The organism is Shewanella sp. M16 (assembly GCF_018224605.1).
GTDB lineage: Bacteria > Pseudomonadota > Gammaproteobacteria > Enterobacterales > Shewanellaceae > Shewanella > Shewanella oncorhynchi.
The window spans coordinates 47,576-65,238 of sequence record NZ_JAGTUL010000014.1 but is presented as its reverse complement, the minus strand read 5'-3'; the positions used below and the strand labels follow the sequence as shown (position 1 = coordinate 65,238).

Here is a 17,663-nt window from a genome sequence, read left to right as displayed (position 1 = left end):
GTCGCCTAGCAACCAGTGTCGACTTTTTTATAAGTGGGAACGCCCGTTGTCTCCCATTTATAGTCGATATAGCAATTTGTCGCTTCGACTTGCGCTTCTGTGGGTGTGGCAAGGTTCAGTTTTTGTTTTGGTGTGGCGATAACTTCATAGGTGCCGTTGGTGGTGTAAATTCGATAGGACCACTCATTCACATTTAGCCCTGCCGCTTTAAAAATTTCTGGCGGAGTCGTGTAAGCTGTACTTGGCGTTATACCGATGGTGCTGGCAGCCCAAGGCTGATAGTTTTCGCCACGGATTTCGTCGTAAACGACTCTATTCGTGGTGCCGCTGTTAGCAATTTCCGACTTTGATTTGAATAGGGTGACGGCGGATTTCATCGAAGCCAGTGCACCTGAGAGCTGACTCTTATAGGCATCTGATTGTAAATTAATGAATTTAGGCGCAGCTACTACGGCTAATACGCCAAGAATAATAATAAGCACAACGAGTTCAATCAGGGTGAAACCAGCATTTTTATTTGGCATAGATAGAGGACATTTAATACAAAGAGCTTCATGCTACCTAAGTTTTTAAAATCAGGCTAGTACTAGGTAAAGTTCCGTTAACTCCTAGATTTATTTATCTTTAGCTCGTTTTTGTGAGTCCGCTAGCAAAAGTCTGTGATAGGGTTTCATCTGTTGTAGATGCCTGCGATACTGCGTCCCTATCGGAACTTTTTAGCTGTTGCAAGCCCCTTAAACTGAATTGTTATCGATAGTTGACCCCCGCTACGAGTCGCTTAATTGTTTTCTTGTTGGAGCACCATGGATAAGTCGTTAGAAAAATCCCTTCTTGTTTGGCTTAAAGCCCAGAAAAAAGCCTGTGGCCTGTTCCTTAAATTGTCGTTATGGCTTGGGATGATAAGCGCCGTCGCTATGGTGGCGCAGGCTTATATTATCGCGACGATTCTGGATGGCGTGATCATAGGGCAAGTTATACCGCTAACTGACAATGCCCAAACGATCAGTTCCAGCGTGAATATTGATACCTATACACCTCATTTTATTGCGCTAATTGCCTTGATGTTACTGCGTGCCTTGCTGGCTTATGGGCGTGAGCGCGCCAGTTTTGAGGCGGGTAAGCGTCTACGTGGCCATATTCGCGCGGCAGTGATGGACAAGTTGACTAAGCTAGGTCCTGCATTTATTAAAGGTAAACCCGCAGGGAGTTGGGCAAGCATAGTCTTAGAGCAAGTCGAAGATTTACAAGATTTTTATGCCAGATACCTTCCGCAAATCAGCCTTGCTGGTTTTATTCCCATCCTCATTTTAGCGGCGGTATTCCCGATTAACTGGGCGGCAGGCTTAATCCTGTTACTCACAGCGCCATTAATCCCTATGTTTATGATCTTAGTTGGCATGGGCGCTGCCGATGCTAATCGCAAAAACTTCAGTGCGCTTGCAAGATTGAGCGGCCATTTTATGGATAGATTAAAAGGCTTAAGCACCTTGAAACTTTTTCACCGTGGTGATGCCGAGCTTAAGGTGATCGCGAGTGCTTCAGAAGAGTTTCGTAGCCGCACTATGTCGGTGCTACGCATGGCATTTTTAAGCTCGGCAGTCTTAGAGTTTTTTGCCGCGGTATCGATTGCAGTATTGGCGGTTTACTTTGGTTTCAGTTACTTAGGTCACTTAGATTTTGGCTATTATGGCGCCCATGCCAATATTAGTTCAAGTACAGATCCTGACATGGGCGGTATTCCTTTCAGCTTATTTACTGGGCTATTTATTCTGATTTTAGCTCCTGAGTTTTATCAACCGCTGCGCGACATGGGGACTCATTACCATGCTAAGGCGCAGGCTATAGGCGCGGCAGAAGCTTTGATTACCTTGCTCGAACATCCGGAACCTGAATTTGCCGGCCACGTCCGTATCAATAGCATAGAGACGCTGAGTGCCGACAATCTTGAGGTGTTCAGTGTCGATGGCACGCGTTTACTTGGCCCGCTGAGTTTTGAGTTAAAAGAGGGGGAACGCTTAGCTTTAGTTGGTCCGAGCGGAGCGGGTAAAACCAGTTTACTCAACGCCTTATTGGGATTTTTACCCTACAAGGGCCATTTGTTGATTAATGGCCATGAGTTATCCGCATTAGACTTAGCCCATTGGCGACAGCACTTAGCTTGGCTTGGACAGGAACCACAGTTATTTCACGGCACTGTGCGGGATAACGTTGCCTTAGCCGACCCAACTCTGCCCGACAATACGCTGTGGCACTTACTGGCTGAGGCCAATATCAGTGACTTCGTTAAGGCGCAGCCATTGGGTTTAGATGCCCCAGTCGGTGAACAATCCTCCGGTTTATCCGTTGGCCAAGCTCAACGTATTGCTTTAGCAAGGGCGCTTGGGCAGCAGGCGAGTTTGTTTGTCCTTGATGAACCCACAGCCAGTTTAGATAGCCAGAGTGAGCAGGCGGTGAGTTCTGCGCTGAATCGCGCCATGGCGGGTAAGATGTGCATTATGGTGACCCACAGATTAGATCAGTTAGATCAAATGGATACTATTCTTGTGCTCGATAAAGGCTTGATAGTACAGCGGGGCGACTTTACCACTTTGTCTGACACACACGGCTTACTCCAAACTTTACTGCGTGAAAATGTTGAGTCCGTGGCGGATATTGAACTTGTACCGTTATCGGCCAGCGCCAGTGAGACGCAGCTTGATAGTGATGCTCCACTCGACAGTGCCGCCGAGTCCACTAAAGGAGATGCCCAATGAAAGTGCTGATCCCCTTTATTCGATTGTTCTCGCGTCAATGGCTGATGATGTCCGTGGGCTTGCTGCTGACCATTATTACTTTGATGGCGGGCATAGGTTTACTGTCACTTTCGGGCTGGTTTCTTTCCGCTACTGCTGTTGCAGGTTTGACGATAGTCACGGCGCAGTCCTTTAACTTTTTCACTCCTGCTGGCGGGGTACGTTTCTTATCAATTGCCCGAACCGCTAGTCGTTATGGCGAGCGTTTAGCGACCCATGAGGCGACCTTTAAGTTGCTGACCGAACTTCGCGTTTGGGCGTGGCGTAAACTCTTGCCGCTCAGTGCTAAAAATCTGCAGGGGCTACGCCGTGGCGACATGCTCAATCGCTTAGTGGCCGATATCGATACCCTAGATCATCTTTACCTGCGACTGCTCACGCCTATGGCAGCATCCCTTCTGATGACGGGGCTCTTGTATCTGTTTCTTGCTTGGTTCGATGCCAAACTTGCCCTCAGTCTTTGCTTATTCTTAGTCGCTGTTTGGCTGGTGATGCCACTGCTATTTTATCGCCTTGGACACGGGCCGAGCCGGACTATGCTCGAAACCAAGCGTCATTATCGGGTGCAGTTGCTGGATATGTTGCAAGGCCAAGCCGAACTCAGTCTATTTGGCGCGAACGACAGATTCAGGCAAAAACTGAATGATGCTGAAGTTGCACTTTTTCGCAGCCAAAGCGCGATGGCCAATATTACTGCACTCAGCCAAGCCATGTTGATCCTCTCCACGGGCTCAGCCTTGATCATGATGCTTTATTTAGCCGCTCAAGGTGTGGGTGATGCCGTGCCGCCGGGCCCCATGTTTGCGCTTATGGTGTTTGCCACTATGGCCTGCGTTGAGATGATGATGCCGATCGCGGGCGCGTTTCAGCATTTGTCAGGCTGCGTATTGGCCGCAACGCGAATTAATGAAATCACCGAACAAAAGGCCGATATTCAATTTGCTGTCGATACTGGCTTGAGGGCAAAGTCTGGCGCATTACAGATTGAAGATATCCACTTTGGTTATCGAGACGATCAAAACGTGCTGCAAGGTTTGTCCCTTGAGATAAAAGCGGGGCAAAAAGTCGCGTTACTTGGGCCAACGGGTTGCGGTAAGTCGAGCTTATTGACGCTGATTACCCGAGAATGGCAAGCGCAGCAAGGGCACATCAAGCTCGATGGTCATGCACTTTCAGAGTACAGCGAGCGCGGTCTTAGGGATGCGATTACTGTGATTAGTCAACGCATCTATTTGTTTGCAGGTACTTTGCGGGAAAACTTAGTATTAGCGCTACCTGTTATCGAAGGCGAGAAACGCACGGCCCACGACGCACGCTTGATTGATGTGTTACAGCGGGTTGGGCTTAGCGCTTTACTCACGGGTGATAAGCCGCTGGATATGTGGATAGGTGAAGGTGGACGTCAGCTTTCGGGCGGCGAGCAGCGCCGTATTGGTGTTGCTAGGGCACTGCTGCGTAATGCGCCGCTGCTATTGCTCGATGAGCCAACCGAAGGGCTAGATAAACGCACCGAGCGAGAGATTTTAAGTTTACTGTTTGATTTTGCAAAAGATAAAACCTTGCTGATGATTAGCCATCGTTTAACTGCTATGGCGAAGATGGATCAAATTCATTTACTCGGTCTGGGGAAGATTATTGCGTCTGGCACTCACCAGAGCTTAATTGAAGACAGTGCAGAGTATCAGGCCTTGTACCAAAGACTCGCTTAAGGTTTTGGATTTAATCTTTTGGAATTAAGATGTTGGCGCTCAATATTATAAATAGCGATATATTTTACCCATTAAAAGCGGATATGAATCTATGAACCCTGCGATGCCAGAAGCATTAGCCCCACAAATTAATGCTCATTTTAATGGTAAGTTTGAGGTCGAGCTTAAATATCGCTTACTGGATCGCTACGCTTTTTTCGCTGCCTTACAAATGAGAAATCCCGAGGTCATGCTCGAAGATAACCTTGAGCATGACTGTTACTTTGATCTGCCATCACAGTCACTTAAAGGTGAGCACAAGAGCTTGTGTATCCGTGAGATGCAGCCATCGGGGATAATGCTGTGGATAGTGAAAGGGCCAGAAAAAGACCGCTGTGAAGCCGTGAATATCACTGAAGCAACAAAAGCAAAAAGTATGCTGCATACCTTAGGTTATGAGTGTGTACTGGAAATTAAAAAGCGCCGCAGTATCTATTTTCTGGGTGAATTTCATCTAACAATCGATCATATCGAAGGTTTAGGGGATTTTGCTGAACTCGCGATTATGACCAATGATGAAACCCTATTGCCTAAATATGAAGTGCAATTACAACAACTCGCCGCCGATTTGGGTTTAAGTGAAACACAGCGGGAGTGGTTATCTTATCGGCAGTTGCAGCAGGCTTTGAATAATAAGTAATGGATTGAATCTTTTGGGTTAGCAGCTTGAGACTTAATAACTTAAAGTTCCATAGTTTAAGTTTTATGGTTTGCACTGCTAAATTCGGCTAATCAATCCACTGCAACAAACCGCTATGGCTCAGTTCAAATCCCTTTGAGCTTCACTGTCCATATCGCATTCACTGTCTGTTTGAACTCGCTATCAACGACTTAAACTTAAGCAGTGTACTTAAATTCGAGTATCACATTTCAATTCAAGCCACCTTCACAAACTCAAACGGCTTACATACTGATTATTCAGTTTTATTTGCCGTTAGTTACTTGATGCGTTTTAGCCTAAGCGTTGTGAAAAGGCGAGGTAGCGTTTAACTTCCGCTTCGGGGAATTTTAATTCGTCACCATCTTGAACACTTGAGAGTAAATTCTCCCGAGCGAAGCGTTTGATGGTCGCTGGTGTTTTATCTAGCATTTTGCACACTTCATCTAAGGTTAATAAGTTATCGCTCATGGCACTCTCCCAGTAATTCAATAGAAACATAACCCAAAGAGTATAGAACAATAATTCCAATCAAGATGACGCCAGCGGCCTAAACCGCCAAGGCTATGATTCTATTTTGTGGTTGCGGGCGGTTTCCCGCACTTGGCTCTCTATTTGCAGATGGCCTTTTGCCGCTGTGATCGCCAGAACGGCACGGGACTTGAATTCGCGGCGATATAAGGTTGCGACCACAAATAAGCTGGCCGAGATAAAGAGTATCGGGTGTACAAACCAGCACAATACCGCCATTGAAAAGTAATAGGCGCGTAAACCATAGTTATAGGAGTGTGCCGCTTGATCTTGCACTGTTGCCATTTGTCTTGCATAGGCTTTGAGATTGTCATTTGAGCCATCGGTGTCCAGAGGACCCGCGCCTATCATCACGTTCACAAAACCGTATTGGCGCATTGACCAAGTAAACTGGAAGAAGGCCATCACAAAAATGCCGACTAGCAGAGCTAACTTGACTTGCACCAACGCATGATTCGGTGGCGTGGCGAAGGGAATCGTCGCAATAACACTTTCTAGTCGCTCAACTTGGGCAAATAAGGTCAGCACACCCGCGAGCACAAACAGGGTTGTTGAGGCAAAAAAGGCAATATTGCGCTCAAGGTTGGCCAGTAGTGCCGCATCACCCACGCGCACGCCGCGGGTCATCACCTCAAGCATCCAGTAAATTCTATGCTTATGCAGACCACGGGCAATACAGTCGGTATCTCTCGCCTTGCTACGGGCAAAGGCGGTGTAGCCAGCCCAAGAAACGATAAACCACACCAATGCAGAAATATCTAACAACGAAAATGTCATAGCTACCTTGAGAAAGTGACCTTGATAAAGTGAAAATTAATCAATCGATTGAAGGCTGATTATGAAGGTTTTTATCTCTTATGCGCAATCCCCTAGTATCACTTTGAAATCCATCCTATTCACAATTTGAAGCCGCTCACATTGGTTTTGAAGCCTCTTGCTTAGTGAGAGTCAGTTTTGGAGAAATTCTTGTCAGGTAAGTTAGTTAGAAAAGTGCGTTGGGGTAGTGCTTTGGAGCAGTGTGCTGAGCGAGTAAAGCTTTGTCGCTATATGACATCCTCCGACAGTGGCTCGCCATGGAATTCACTCACCGACACGGTGAATAGAAATCTAGGGGTTCTGAGCTTATGAACGAGAGCCATGGAAGGCTAACTGGTTGTTAAATATGGATGTTGTTCAAGTCCGTGGATGTAGGGCCGCCCCGTCTGATGTGAAAGGATTCACAAATCTCATTAAATTTTTAAAAGCAAAGTCAAAGTCGTGGGGCTTCACCCCACACCCGACCAAGGAGGACTGCTCGTCCTATCCTCCTTGGATGCTCCAAGACGTCCCTAACGGAGTTGAAAGCCCCTTGGGCATTTAGCGTCCTTATGCTATCGCGTCAGACGCTCGTCCCTGATTCGACTGACGCTATCTCGGCATCCATGCCTCGATCACGCAACGAACGCAAATGCCCTGCGGCAACTCCGAGGGGATGGTGAACTTCGATAGCCACTGTGTAATCTGTAAATCCTGAATAGAGTTGTGCCTGTCCCATCTTTCGTACGATTAACCTTGTTGTCGCTATCTTGCCAAGCTCGGTCGGGCCAAGGGCTTATAGCCCGAGTGGGTGATAAGAGCAGCAAGATAGCCCCTTCAATACTCACCAAGGTTGTTGTAAACGATGAAGAAATGACTCAGTCCAACCAGTGTAAGCCATAATCCGCATGGGTGTTTCACATTTAAAGGCACAGTGGTACGGATTTCATCAGGGGCGCAGCTAGACTGTTAAGCCCGCCTCTCTTATCAACAACAGAGCAGTACAACCGCTTTAAGCGGTAAATGAGTCGCATCAAAAGCAACGATAAGAGTGAGATTGTTGAACAGAAAACTAAGGCCTAAAAGTCTTCGGTGAGCAGATTATTGCCTTGACTCACCGGGAGCGTCCATATAAGGCTTATTAAGTTTCTTATTAAATTCGATTAAATTATGTTCTTCGATTAGCTTGCCGATTTTAGATGAGCTAAATTAAGGGTGTGTTGCTCTGGTTCATTTAACAACTCTGATAATATTTTATCATCAGCGATTGACTCATATCGCCCCTCAATTTTTTCTTTTAAAGAGAATAATCTTGCTTCTGCTGTTCTTACGAGCTCACTGTAAGTTATAGCATGCACCTCGCCATACTGATTATCTTTATCTGTTCCTACTGCTTGATACTTCCCCGTCATATTATTAATTGTATCACCAACTACAAAAGCTTTTATAAATGGCTGGGTAGATCCGACTCCTGCATGCCAAATATCTTCTACATAATATTTAGCTTGATCCATTTCTACACGACCTATTTCAAAGCCTCCTTTTTTCAACTCAATTAATAGTACTCGTTTAGTTTTTTTAATCTCATCATCAAACATTTCAAGTGCTAAGGCACTCAATGATGAGTTTTCACCTACCACAATATCAGGCCTTTTTGCTGAATTTATAAAATGTTCTTTTTTATATTTACTTTTAAAGATAATTTCCATCGTTTTACGCAAGCCTCGATTGCTTGCATATTCAGGTGTATCAAACTCAGGGCCAAATACCCATCTGGCTTTTTCAATTAATGGATGAAGAGTATGAAGTTCATCAACTGAGTGATCACTACTTAAACGCTGAATTGCTTCGATTACCTTTATTATTGAATCAATTTCAGAAAGAATCATCATCGCATCTGAAGCACACCACTCATCCAAAAACGAGTTTAATGAATCAACGTCGCCTTTGGGCAAGGAGCTTAACTTTTGCAATAACAAAATACCTGATCGAGATTTTTCTAAGTTAATTGCAGCCCTAAAGGCAAGCTCTAAAAATTCAGGTTTGATATCTGGGTTTTCTAATAATATTTGATCTATAAAATCATATAGTTCTTTTCTTGCAAGTTGTGGAAGTTCACTAATATCTTTTTTGTGAATATTAATCAGCTCTCTTTTTGATGCATCTAATTCTGACTTAGACATTTCTAAATAACAAGTTTTTACAAATTGTGATATTTCATCACTTATAAGATCAATTGATGAAAAATCTGATTTGAAAGAAGACCAATCTGCTTCAATGTGATCAAATAAACTATCCGATTCAGCGATCAATGTGTACCTTTTAGCAAAGGATTTTCTTCCATCAATTATTTGCTTTCCATTTATTGACCAAGATGGCTTTCCTAATAATCGTCCACCAAGCCAAAAAGAAACACCATGTTGCCCAGTTGTTCTTGAAGCGCTTGTTGAATCAACTAATGTTAACTTTAACTTTATATTTCCAACAGGGTTAATTTCAATGGCTCTAATTATCCCAGGATGTTCTAATAAGGTAATTTCCTTACCATTTATTTTAACTTTAAACTCCGGGTCAAATAAAAATCTAACAGAAATTATATCGGTTAGATCTTCTTGTGAAATCAAGTTTTTCTTCACTAATATTTTTATTTTTGTTCCGTGAGAAGAACGCTTACCTTGCGAATGATTAGATACTTTGATTGGTTGTGAGCCAGAAGATAAAGCTAACTCGTATATATTGAGTTGCCCATCTCGCCATGTTTCAACAATGTAATTATCATTGAAACATAGGCCTGCATGGCGACCGACACCATTACGTCCAAAAGCAATTCTTTTCTTAATGAAGTCTACATCATCAGGATTTTCAACAAATAATCCTTGATGAATTCGTCTATCATAACGTAATTTTAGCCAACGGTTTTCAAATTGATGATTAGTCAAACCAATCCCGTTATCCTCTACAACTATATACTGATCAACCTCATTCGGAATTGTAATATTCACAAGAGTGGCACCAGCATCGTGTGCATTAGCTATCAGCTCTGTTATAGCTACATCAGCTTTTGAACCAATAGAACCGATCTCTTTTATTAGAAATCCTTCTTCATATGTTACCGAGTAATTCATTAAATCACCTTTTAATAGATAATGTCGTTAAAGACAAGCTAACGTCGCAGCTTTGGAATGGATTCTAAGCCGTAATGGAAAAGCCTTCGCCGTACTTGCGATTGTTATTTGCGACTTTAATCTTTTGCTCTGGTGATCTCATGAAACTCCATACATTCATATGCTTTTGCATAGAGGCTACACACCTCTGTCCATTGATGATTCCTGTAAAAAGCTAAAATAATGCCTTTAATTGTTTGGTAACCGATACTAAACTTATCTCTAAGCTCATGCTCAAATCCATGCCAATTCACATCTTCTTGGGACTCTAGCAGCTTGTCATATTTCTCGAAAATATCATGAGCTGCGTCCAAATCTTTTGCATTCCAATCCATGGATATTACTAAGGCAACAATTGGATTATTCCTATTATCAATAGTTTCTCCGATTAGACTAACGTGGAATTTAAGCTTCTCTATTTCACGCTCTATATCAGTCATTTCTTTCTCCGTATTCAAGATTGCTAATTCTCTCTTTGCACATTGATATCGAATCTTGAATTATTGTGTGCATATCAGACACGTATTGCTTTTTCTCTTCCATATTTTCGGTTTTCTGAAAATCTCTTAACTTTCCTTGAGATGCCAGTATCTGGTTCCTAAGATCAGTGTCTGGCCCACTCAGATTAAGGAGGTTAATAGACTTATCAATGTAAGATTGTATATCGTCAGTAATGCTAATCATACTTTTACCACGGTTTAGCTGCTGCACTTGAGATAGTAATTTTCGACCCTCATCCTGAGCACGCTTTAATAACTCGCCAATCTCGGACAAATGTATTTTCCTAAGGTCAAAAGCAATTTGATCACGATATGCTTTAACTTTTAAAGCCTGCCAAAGAGTAACTGCAGTACCTAATGCCGTGAGGATCGTACCCGCAATGGTCACAATCATTTCCAAATCATCAGTCTCCATTGTTTGAGAGCAGCTTGAACTCGTAATGTCTTAGTATATATGCATTGCGCTGTTTGCTGGGCATAAATAGCTTGTTGGACTTGGCCGCTGCCACATCCATGTAAACGGGTATAAATAATGCTATAGGAATTTACTTTTTTGCGGTAGCGATTTTTTATACAGTTTAGAGGGTAATCACTTGATATCGTTTTAGCTTTATCATTCTTTTACGCTTACGTTTGACTTATTATTGAACTTGATTGCCAGCATTTTGGCCTCGCATTACGGCAGATACTCGCACCACATCCCCTCACAGGCTAGCTTTATTGGGACATCCATTGTTAAATTTAGCGACAGGTATACTCGGGAATTAACGAGATTAAGTACTTTCATGGAAGTGACCGTTGGCGGCAAGGATGCCGCCGTCGAGCCCTCAGGGATGAGTTTATGGCGTGTCACTGTAATGTAAGTACTTAATCTTTTAGCTAAAAAATGGGACATGCATAACTCTTTAAGGATTAACTGCCGACACAGAGACTACAGAAGTTCACCTTACCCTGCAAAACTAGTCTCTAATGCATGTAACTTCGCTAGGGGCGTCTTGGCTGATGTGAAACCAATAGGCAAGGAGGATAGGACGAGCAATCCTCCTTGGTCGACTCTTTATTAAAAATCAAGGGGTGAAGCCCCACGACTTTGATTTTGATTAATGTAATAAAAAGGCCAGACAGTGTCTGGCCTTAACTTTATACAATGGTCTTAGCTTAAAGCTGAAGATGTGAGCAAGCTTATTCTTCGCTATCACCCAGTGACAGTAACGTGGCGTTACCACCTATGGCGGTGATGTTGTTGGTGCGAGTCTTTTCAGTCACAAAACGCGTTAAGTAGTGTGGGCCACCGGCTTTAGGACCTGTGCCTGACAGGCCTTGACCACCGAAAGGCTGTACACCCACTACAGCGCCGATTTGGTTGCGGTTAATGTACACGTTACCTACGTTCACTTTATCCGCGACTTCAAGGGCATGGCCTTCGTTACGGCTGTGGATACCTAAGGTTAAACCAAAGCCTGTGCTGTTGATCTCATCGATCACTTTGCCAAGATCCGCTGCTTTATAACGGATCACGTGCAGGATTGGGCCAAAGTGTTCTTTTTCGAGCACTTTGATTGAGTCAATTTCCACTGCAGTTGGCGACACGAAGTGACCGTTCTCAGTGCCAGCAGGCAGCGGCATTTGCTTGATAAGCTTACCGACTTGCTTGATATGATCGATGTGCGCATCTAAGTTGGCTTTGGCGGTCGCATCGATAACTGGGCCTACGTCGGTTTTTACTGAGCTTGGGTTGCCAATCACTAACTCATCCATCGCGCCTTGCAGGACTTCGATCACGCGATCTGCGATGTCTTCCTGTAGGAAGAGTACACGCAGCGCCGAGCAGCGTTGGCCTGCACTGGTGAATGACGATGAAACCACATCGTTAACCACTTGCTCAGGTTGAGAGGTTGAGTCCACTACCATGGCATTTTGACCGCCTGTTTCGGCGATTAATGGAATAATCGCGCCATCACGGTTGGCGAGTGTGCGGTTAATCAGTTTTGCTGTGCCAGTTGAACCGGTAAAGCACACGCCACCGATACGTTCATCGGCCGTAATTGCGCTACCCACAGTCGCACCAGTACCTGGTAGGAATTGCAGCACTTCGACAGGAATACCTGCTTGATGAGCGAGTTGAACCGCACGGTAACCAATAATTGAGGTTTGCTCCGCGGGTTTTGCGATGACGGTATTACCCGCCGCTAATGCCGCAGACACTTGACCGAGGAAGATGGCCAATGGGAAGTTCCATGGGCTGATACACACGAATACGCCGCGGCCTTGGAGGAACAGTTCGTTCAGCTCTCCCGTTGGGCCAGGAAGCAGTTCAGGTTTTGCCATCATCTTCTTGGCTTGTACTGCGTAGTAACGACAGAAATCAACGGCTTCACGTACTTCGTCGATACCGTCTTGAATGCTCTTGCCCGCTTCACGGGTGCACAGGGCGATCAATTCTTCGCGGTTTTCTTCTAATAAATCGGCCAATTTTTGCAGTGCAGAGGCACGGGTTTCCACTGGTGTGCGTGCCCAAGAGGCAAATGCTGCTTCAGCAGACACGACGGCTGCTTCGATTGCAGCTTTGTCGGCGAAGGCGACTTGACCTACGGTTTGGGTAGTGTCGTATGGGCTAACAATCGTTTTATGTTCGCCAGTTAAGGTTTTACCGTTAACCAGAGGGCCCGCTTGCCATTGGGTATTTTTAAACTGTTCTAGTGCCGCGAAAAATGGCTCAGATTCGGAAATGATGTTCATATTGAGTCCCTTGGAATTTTTGCGATCGCTACCGAAAATATCGGCAGGTAAAACGATTCTGTTGTTAGCCAGGGTTTTGTAACCCGTCAGTGTTGTTAGCGGATGTACCACTAATGACTCGATGGGGGTTTTAGGATCCACCAGTTTGTGGACGAACGAAGTATTCGCGCCGTTTTCCAGCAGACGACGGACTAAATAGGGCAGTAGATCTTTATGCGCACCGATAGGCGCATAAATACGTACCGCTTTAGCACCGGCTTCAGCCAAAATCGTGTCGTACAGCTCTTGTCCCATGCCGTGTAAGCGTTGGAACTCATGGTTACGATCGCCCGCCATATCGGAAATTGCCGCAACGGTTTGCGCATTGTGGCTAGCAAATTGTGGGTAGATAGCACCGCGGGTCGCATCCGATAACAAGTAACGGGCGCAGGCGAGGTAAGAAACGTCAGTACCGGCTTTGCGAGTGTAGAGTGGATAAGCGGCTTCGCCAGCTTGTTGCGCCCACTTAAGTTCGCTATCCCAATAGGCACCTTTTACCAGACGCACTGGGATTTCATCCCCTTGATCTTTCGCTAGACGCGTTAACCAAACCAGTACGGGCAGGGCACGCTTAGAGTAGGCTTGTACGACTATGCCGAGTAATCCCCAGCCTTTAGTTGCTTCAGCATTAAACAGTTTTTGGAACAGTTTTAGTGATAACTCGAGGCGATCGACTTCTTCAGCATCGATAGATATACCGATATTTAAGCCACGTGCCAGCTTAATCAGGCGAATCACTGTGTCGTACAGTTCAGTCAAGACGCGGTCTTCATTGGCCACTTCGTAACGTGGGTGCAATGCCGACAGCTTGATGGAGATTGTTGGCCGCGGTGATTCATTTTCGTTATAGCTTTGAGCACCGAGCTCAGTGATCGCATTGGCGTAATCGGTATAGTATTTCTCGGCATCTTTGCGAGTTAACGCCGCTTCGCCCAGCATGTCGTAGGAATGGGTATAACCTAACTTACGTTTGTCTTCGCTGTTTTTTAGGGCTTCTTTCATGTTGCGGCCCAGTACGAACTGCTTACCCATGATCTTCATCGCTGCCATCATGGCTTGACGGATCACAGGCTCACCCAGACGATTCACTAAGCGGCTCAGCAAGTTGCTTGGGGTACCATCGAGTTTTTTATCGAGTTTAACGATTTTACCTGTGAGCATTAAGCCCCAGGTCGATGCGTTAACCAGTACTGAGTCACTCTTGCTCATGTGCTCATCCCACTTAGCGCCTGAAAGCTTATCTTCAATCAGCGCATCGGCAGTGGCCGCATCGGGAATTCGCAGTAAAGCTTCGGCTAAACACATCAGGATAATGCCTTCCTGTGTTTCTAAGCTGTACTGTTGCAGGAAGGCATCTATGCCGACCATCAAACCTTTTTTATCGAATTGACGAACCTTATTGACCAGTTCGTGGGCACGACGAGTGACGCGCTCTATGGCTTCATCACTTGAGGGAACTAGTTTGATTAGCTCTGACAAGTATTGTTCTTCATCGACAATGTAGTTGTCGCTGACTGCTTTGAACAGTTCGTCGAGATTGGCAGAATCGTAGCGGCCTGCCAGCACTTCACTCGCTTTGAACATAGTTATCGCTTCCATCTTGGCCGTTATTGGGGCGCTATTGTTGAAACAAATTGGGAGGCGCCAAACGCATTTGATATTTTGTATACAATATGAAGGTTTGCGCGCGCAGATTATACAACCAAAATGTGACGGACAACACTATAGCGTGAAAGATTGTGAAGCTTGTTTGATTAGCTTGTTTGATTAGCTTGTTAATAAGTAGATGTAACGCTTGATTGACAAAAAAGCCAGTGTTTGAAAACACTGGCTTTTGGAAGGTAAATTAAGACTTTTTGTGTGTCAGACTCACATCCAACGTTTTTTATTGCGACGTTGTGGTCTAGGTAAATACACCAAAATAATGCCTAGGATTAAGCCCATGCCTGCGATTAATCCACCTTGGCGCCAAAGTTCAAAACGCTCGTCTTGAGCGGTGCGATCTACCGCATTTTTCAGTTGATCACGTTCTTGAGTCGTTTTAGCTAGGGTGGTTTCTAACTCGCTTAGTTTAGCCTTTAATTCGAGCAGTTCGCCGGCATGATTATCCGTTGAACTTGATACTTCTGCTAACTTAGCTTTGGCCTGTGCGAGTTCAGTTGTTAACGCAGGGACTTGCTCACGGAAACTTTGAGTCGAACTGATCAAGTTGGTTTGTACCCAACCTTCACGGCCTTTATGGTCGATTATTTTGGAGTAATCACCTTGAGTTTCGTTGAGCAGTGTCACAGGTTGACCCGCTTCAATTGATCCAACAATTCGAAACTCAGTACCAGGGCCACCTAAAAGATACAGAAACACGTTATCCGAGATGTAGCGGGATTGGCCTTCGGCCAGCAGGTTGGAAGACAGCAAGATCATTCCTACCAGAGTCAGGAGTCTAAACACTTTTGTATTCTCATCAACGAAATAGTCTGCACATGCTAGGGATTTGAGGCCTGTAATGCAAGAGGGAAGTCATAGACTTCCCTCAACTTTACGGCATCCATGCTATGACCATTCCAATTTAATTCAATCTTTCCTACGACCTTCTAGTCCTAGGCGCTAATACTGCTTAATGTCAGCAACACATTTAGCGAGACTTCTTAATTAAAAATACCTTTAATCATATAGAAGAAGATGATTGATAGGCCAGCACCTGCTGGTAGGGTCACAACCCAAGATACGACGATATTACGTACCACACCAATGTTAATCGCTGCGATACCACGGGCCATACCTACACCTAATACCGCACCTACTAAGGTTTGTGTGGTAGAAATAGGTAAACCAGTGCTAGAAGCAATAACTACAGTTGTTGCCGCGGCTAATTCTGCCGCAAAACCACGACTTGGCGTCAAGTGAGTGATGTTTTTTCCGATAGTTTGCATAACGCGCTGACCAAAAATCGCCAGACCCATCACAATACCTACGGCACCCAAAGGTAAAATCCACCAGACTAGAGGTGATTTCGCTGCAATCTCACCACCGCTATTGACGACAGAAACAACCGCCGCTAATGGACCAATCGCATTTGCTACATCGTTTGAACCATGGGCAAAAGCCATACAACAAGCTGTCAGAACCATCAGGATCGCAAACACTTTTTCAACGTTTTTGAACTGGGTTTGACGATCTGCTTTATCACTCATTTGTAAGCGTGAAATGGCGATTTTACCTAAGATACCAACTACAGCTGCAATAGCACCTGCGAGTAGGTAAGACTCGGTAACTGAGAAATGCAGACCAACATGGGATAAGCCTTTCATAATCGTCATTAATGACATGATGAAACCAGCAAATGCCATATAGAAAGGTACGAAACGCTTAGCATTACTCAATGGATCGTCAGTGTTGAAAATGAGTTTTTGAGTGCTTTGGAAGAGGATGAATGCCATAAAGCCCGAAATAGCGGGGGTTACGACCCAAGAGCCTACAATCCCGCCCACTTTATCCCATGAGACTGAATCTGCACCAACACCCACGGCGGCGAAACCAATAATGGCACCGACGATGGAGTGAGTCGTTGATACCGGCCAGCCAAGGGCCGATGCGACGACAAGCCAAATACCTGCTGCCAACAATGATCCTATCATGCCGTAAACCAGCAATTCAGGAGTCGCAGTGAAATAGCTAGAATCAATAATACCGCTACGAATTGTATTGGTAACTTCGCCCCCAGCTAAAAATGCGCCGGAAAACTCAAAGATCATTGCGATAATAATCGCTTGTTTAATTGTAATTGCGTTTGAACCTACAGAGGTTCCCATCGCATTGGCGACGTCATTCGCCCCAATACCCCATGCCATGAGAAAACCAAATGCAGCCGCAATGGCAATAAGCCACGGGCCATTGGTGACTAAGACGTTAGCCACCTCAATACCTGCATCAACCATATTGATACCTTGATAACCTTAATTTGTTAAACGCGAGCCAGCATAAGCTCAAGACGCGAACCGACGCGTTCGGCAAGATCTGCAAGACCACCGACCCATTCAATCGTTTTGTAGAGGAACATCACATCGACAGGATTCAATTCAGATTCCATAGCGAATAACTGACGGCGTAACTGAATTTGTAGATCGTCAGTATCTTCTTCGATGATATCGAGTTCGTTGATCATTTTTGCCACTAAGTCGACTTCACGGCCACGGAAACCTGTTTCTAACAGATCTTCGAGTTCATTAATGACTTGTTTTGCTAGTGCTACCGCATCGATACAGCGTTGTAGATAAGCAATAAATGGGACTTGCATGACCTGAGGGATTAACAGCTGACGGCCGATAACACGACCGGAAATATCTTTGGCTTTGTTGGCTATCTTGTCTTGTTGAGTTAAAAGTTCCAATAAATCTGTACGTTCTACTGGCATAAATAAACCGCTTGGCAGAGTAAGGCGGATTTCACGTTTTAGTGAATCTGCTTGCTTCTCGGCTAAACTAATTTGCTTACGTAATTGAACTGCACTGTCCCAGTTGCCTGTGATAGTGGCTTCGAAAAAGGGGACGAGTAACGATGCGCAATCGTGTACTTTGTCCATGTGCTCTTGAAGAGGCTTAATTGGCGATTTTGCAAACACGCCCAAAATAGAGTTTACTGGCATTGCCGTTTACCTATTTAGATTGTTCCATTATTGGAAAAAGCGGGCGCATGTTAAC

Annotated in this window: 14 protein-coding genes; 3 read left to right on the top strand and 11 right to left on the bottom strand. The window is 44.9% G+C overall.

Going from position 1 to position 17,663, the window contains the following annotated elements; all coding sequences use genetic code 11:
* Nucleotides 1-5: 5 nt before the first annotated feature.
* A complete protein-coding gene (locus KFE26_RS11265) occupies nt 6-524 on the bottom strand; it encodes a type II secretion system protein (protein ID WP_212600441.1) in 519 nt (172 codons plus the stop codon).
* A gap of 279 nt (nt 525-803) precedes the next feature.
* Here KFE26_RS11265 and cydD point away from each other — a divergent pair, with 279 nt between their 5' ends.
* The 3 genes from cydD to cyaB all read left to right on the top strand — a co-directional run bounded on the left by cydD (nt 804) and on the right by cyaB (nt 5,180).
* Nucleotides 804-2,753 (top strand): heme ABC transporter permease/ATP-binding protein CydD, encoded by a 1,950-nt coding sequence (gene cydD / locus KFE26_RS11260; RefSeq protein ID WP_212600440.1) that lies wholly within the window; start codon nt 804-806, stop codon nt 2,751-2,753.
* Nucleotides 2,750-4,501, top strand: coding sequence for a heme ABC transporter ATP-binding protein/permease CydC (gene cydC, locus KFE26_RS11255; protein WP_212600439.1), 1,752 nt, complete (start codon nt 2,750-2,752; stop codon nt 4,499-4,501). The genes cydD and cydC overlap by 4 nt, the downstream gene beginning before the upstream one ends.
* Nucleotides 4,502-4,592: 91 nt before the next feature.
* The gene (gene cyaB, locus KFE26_RS11250; protein ID WP_212600438.1) at nt 4,593-5,180 is read left to right on the top strand and encodes a class IV adenylate cyclase; all 588 of its coding nucleotides are present in this window, start codon (nt 4,593-4,595) and stop codon (nt 5,178-5,180) included.
* A 312-nt stretch (nt 5,181-5,492) separates the two neighbouring features.
* Here cyaB and KFE26_RS11245 read toward each other — a convergent pair whose 3' ends face one another.
* From KFE26_RS11245 to KFE26_RS11200, 10 genes are all read right to left on the bottom strand, one after another.
* Nucleotides 5,493-5,669 carry a helix-turn-helix domain-containing protein gene (locus tag KFE26_RS11245; protein WP_006082937.1) on the bottom strand — a complete coding sequence of 59 codons (177 nt, stop codon included), beginning with the start codon at nt 5,667-5,669 and terminating at the stop codon, nt 5,493-5,495.
* A gap of 93 nt (nt 5,670-5,762) precedes the next feature.
* Nucleotides 5,763-6,506: a DUF599 domain-containing protein gene (locus tag KFE26_RS11240; protein ID WP_131524297.1), complete on the bottom strand. Its 744-nt coding sequence runs from the start codon at nt 6,504-6,506 to the stop codon at nt 5,763-5,765.
* Between the two features lie 601 nt (nt 6,507-7,107).
* Entirely contained in the window at nt 7,108-7,263 is a 156-nt protein-coding gene (locus KFE26_RS11235) for a hypothetical protein (RefSeq protein WP_212600437.1), read from the bottom strand.
* Nucleotides 7,264-7,705: 442 nt separating this feature from the next.
* A complete protein-coding gene (locus KFE26_RS11230) occupies nt 7,706-9,649 on the bottom strand; it encodes an ATP-binding protein (protein ID WP_212600436.1) in 1,944 nt (647 codons plus the stop codon).
* 116 nt (nt 9,650-9,765) lie between these two features.
* Nucleotides 9,766-10,128 (bottom strand): DUF1878 family protein, encoded by a 363-nt coding sequence (locus KFE26_RS11225; RefSeq protein WP_212600435.1) that lies wholly within the window; start codon nt 10,126-10,128, stop codon nt 9,766-9,768.
* The gene (locus KFE26_RS11220) at nt 10,121-10,588 is read right to left on the bottom strand and encodes a hypothetical protein (RefSeq protein ID WP_212600434.1); all 468 of its coding nucleotides are present in this window, start codon (nt 10,586-10,588) and stop codon (nt 10,121-10,123) included. The genes KFE26_RS11225 and KFE26_RS11220 overlap by 8 nt, the downstream gene beginning before the upstream one ends.
* A 782-nt stretch (nt 10,589-11,370) precedes the next feature.
* Nucleotides 11,371-14,565 carry a bifunctional proline dehydrogenase/L-glutamate gamma-semialdehyde dehydrogenase PutA gene (putA, locus tag KFE26_RS11215; RefSeq protein WP_212600433.1) on the bottom strand — a complete coding sequence of 1,065 codons (3,195 nt, stop codon included), beginning with the start codon at nt 14,563-14,565 and terminating at the stop codon, nt 11,371-11,373.
* A gap of 270 nt (nt 14,566-14,835) precedes the next feature.
* Nucleotides 14,836-15,387: a TIGR04211 family SH3 domain-containing protein gene (locus KFE26_RS11210; RefSeq protein ID WP_212600477.1), complete on the bottom strand. Its 552-nt coding sequence runs from the start codon at nt 15,385-15,387 to the stop codon at nt 14,836-14,838.
* Nucleotides 15,388-15,611: 224 nt separating this feature from the next.
* The gene (locus KFE26_RS11205) at nt 15,612-16,901 is read right to left on the bottom strand and encodes an inorganic phosphate transporter (protein ID WP_212600432.1); all 1,290 of its coding nucleotides are present in this window, start codon (nt 16,899-16,901) and stop codon (nt 15,612-15,614) included.
* 26 nt (nt 16,902-16,927) lie between these two features.
* Entirely contained in the window at nt 16,928-17,608 is a 681-nt protein-coding gene (locus KFE26_RS11200; protein WP_105251552.1) for a TIGR00153 family protein, read from the bottom strand.
* Between the last annotated feature and the right edge of the window lie 55 nt (nt 17,609-17,663).

What these genes read in the sequence shown, in the direction of transcription:
- KFE26_RS11225 (WP_212600435.1), bottom strand. Translation starts at nt 10,128, where the DNA reads ATGACTGATATAGAGCGTGAAATAGAGAAGCTTAAATTCCACGTTAGT.
- KFE26_RS11200 (WP_105251552.1), bottom strand. Translation starts at nt 17,608, where the DNA reads ATGCCAGTAAACTCTATTTTGGGCGTGTTTGCAAAATCGCCAATTAAG.
- KFE26_RS11230 (WP_212600436.1), bottom strand. Translation starts at nt 9,649, where the DNA reads ATGAATTACTCGGTAACATATGAAGAAGGATTTCTAATAAAAGAGATC.
- cyaB (WP_212600438.1), top strand. Translation starts at nt 4,593, where the DNA reads ATGAACCCTGCGATGCCAGAAGCATTAGCCCCACAAATTAATGCTCAT.
- KFE26_RS11235 (WP_212600437.1), bottom strand. Translation starts at nt 7,263, where the DNA reads ATGGGACAGGCACAACTCTATTCAGGATTTACAGATTACACAGTGGCT.
- cydD (WP_212600440.1), top strand. Translation starts at nt 804, where the DNA reads ATGGATAAGTCGTTAGAAAAATCCCTTCTTGTTTGGCTTAAAGCCCAG.
- KFE26_RS11240 (WP_131524297.1), bottom strand. Translation starts at nt 6,506, where the DNA reads ATGACATTTTCGTTGTTAGATATTTCTGCATTGGTGTGGTTTATCGTT.
- cydC (WP_212600439.1), top strand. Translation starts at nt 2,750, where the DNA reads ATGAAAGTGCTGATCCCCTTTATTCGATTGTTCTCGCGTCAATGGCTG.
- KFE26_RS11210 (WP_212600477.1), bottom strand. Translation starts at nt 15,387, where the DNA reads ATGATCTTGCTGTCTTCCAACCTGCTGGCCGAAGGCCAATCCCGCTAC.
- KFE26_RS11205 (WP_212600432.1), bottom strand. Translation starts at nt 16,901, where the DNA reads ATGGTTGATGCAGGTATTGAGGTGGCTAACGTCTTAGTCACCAATGGC.
- KFE26_RS11245 (WP_006082937.1), bottom strand. Translation starts at nt 5,669, where the DNA reads ATGAGCGATAACTTATTAACCTTAGATGAAGTGTGCAAAATGCTAGAT.
- KFE26_RS11265 (WP_212600441.1), bottom strand. Translation starts at nt 524, where the DNA reads ATGCCAAATAAAAATGCTGGTTTCACCCTGATTGAACTCGTTGTGCTT.
- putA (WP_212600433.1), bottom strand. Translation starts at nt 14,565, where the DNA reads ATGGAAGCGATAACTATGTTCAAAGCGAGTGAAGTGCTGGCAGGCCGC.